The 1,598-nt window shown below is 69.8% G+C and carries 1 protein-coding gene; it reads left to right on the top strand.

The features are described from left to right. Nucleotides 1-78: 78 nt before the first annotated feature. Nucleotides 79-1,539 carry an IS4 family transposase gene (locus tag HW554_RS20105; protein WP_176910314.1) on the top strand — a complete coding sequence of 487 codons (1,461 nt, stop codon included), beginning with the start codon at nt 79-81 and terminating at the stop codon, nt 1,537-1,539. Nucleotides 1,540-1,598 lie beyond the last annotated feature (59 nt).

Genomic DNA, 1,598 nt, shown 5'->3' with positions numbered 1-1,598 from the left:
CTTGTCCTTACCCAAAACTCAAAAAGCGCTGCCCGGTTGGTCAGCGCTTTTTTTGTGGACGGTGGGTAGCTTGCGGGGATGAGTATATCCACCGGTTTTGGCATGGCGCAGCAGTGGGCGCAGACGCATTTTGGGCATGTCCACTTGGGCGACGTGCGCCGCACACGACGGGTGGTCACGCTGGCGGCCGGCTGGGCCCGGCAGCCGGGGGCGAGCATTCCGCGCCTGAGCCAGGGGCAAGCCTACGCCAGCAAAGCGGCCTATCAGCTGCTGGGCCACGTGCAGACCACGCCTGACGCCGTGCAACAGCCACACCGGGCCTTGGTCAGCCAGCAGTTGCAGGCATCGGGCACCTTTCTGCTCGTCGAGGATACGACTGAGTTGAGTTGGCCGGAGGCGGCCGAGCGCCGGGCGGGCCTGGGGCCTGTCGGGCAAGGGAAGGCCTACAGCCAGGGCGTGCTGCTACACTCGCTGGTGGCCGCCGCCTGGCCTGCCGAGGACCCCGATCCGGCCGCCAAACGGCCCGCGCTGCCGCTGCTGGGCCTACTCGACCAGCAGTTTCACGTGCGTCAGCCCGTGCCCGAGGCCGAAAAAGCGCACCCGCACGGCGGCTCCCGGCCCCGGCAGGGCCGCGTGCGCGAGTCGGCATTATGGGCCCAGAGTCTGCGGGCCGTGGGGCGGCCGCCGGCCGGTACGCGTTGGGTGGTGGTGGCCGACCGCGGGGCCGACATCTACGAGCATTTGCAGCAGTGCCAGGCCCAGGGTCTGGGCTTTGTGGTGCGTGCGGCCCAGGACCGGGCCCTGGTGGCCGGGCCGGACAAGACGCCCGCCGGTCGCCTGTTTGCCGTGGCCCGCGCTCAGCCCCGTGCCGGGCAGTTGCGCCTGGCGTTGCGGGGCCGGCCGCGCCAGCCGGCGCGGGAAGTGGTGTTGCAGGTGAGTTTCACTCCGGTATTGGCCTTGCGGGCCCCGCAGCGGCCGGGCGGGGCCACGGGCAAGGGCGAGCCAGTGCCGGCCAGCGTGGTGCGGGTCTGGGAAGAACGGGGCCTGGATGCGACGGGTCCGGGCCTGGAATGGCTGCTGCTCAGCGACCAGCCGCTGAGCGACTTGGCCCAGGCGCTACGCTGTGTGCGCCAGTATACCAGCCGCTGGCTGATCGAGGACTTTCATAAGGCCCTGAAAACGGGGCTGGGAGCCGAAAAGCTGCAACTGCAAACCGCCGCCCGCCTGTTCGCGGCCGTGGCCCTGCTCAGCGTAGTGGCCCTGGCCCTGGTGGATTTGCGCGAGAAAAGCCGCCTGGAGCCGGACTTGCCCGCCGAGGCGGCAGGCCTGACGGCGACCGAGTTGCGGGTGCTGCGTCACCAGCACCGACGGCCCCTGACCAGCGTGCACGCGGTCTGGCGGGCGCTGGCCGCGCTCGGCGGCCACCTCGGCCGTAAGGGCGATGGGCCGCCCGGCTGGCAAACCCTCTGGCTGGGCCGGATGAGCTTGCGTTTGCTCGTCGAAGGGGTACAGATGGCGGCGCAACTACTGGATGAATGACACCAAAAAGAACGCCGGCCTACCGGCCGGCGCTCTTCGGAGTTTTGGGTAAGGACAAG

Source organism: Hymenobacter lapidiphilus, assembly GCF_013377885.1.
Taxonomy (GTDB): Bacteria; Bacteroidota; Bacteroidia; order Cytophagales; family Hymenobacteraceae; genus Hymenobacter; species Hymenobacter lapidiphilus.
Note: the sequence above shows the minus strand (reverse complement) of the source record. Positions and strands in the feature narration are given on the sequence as shown.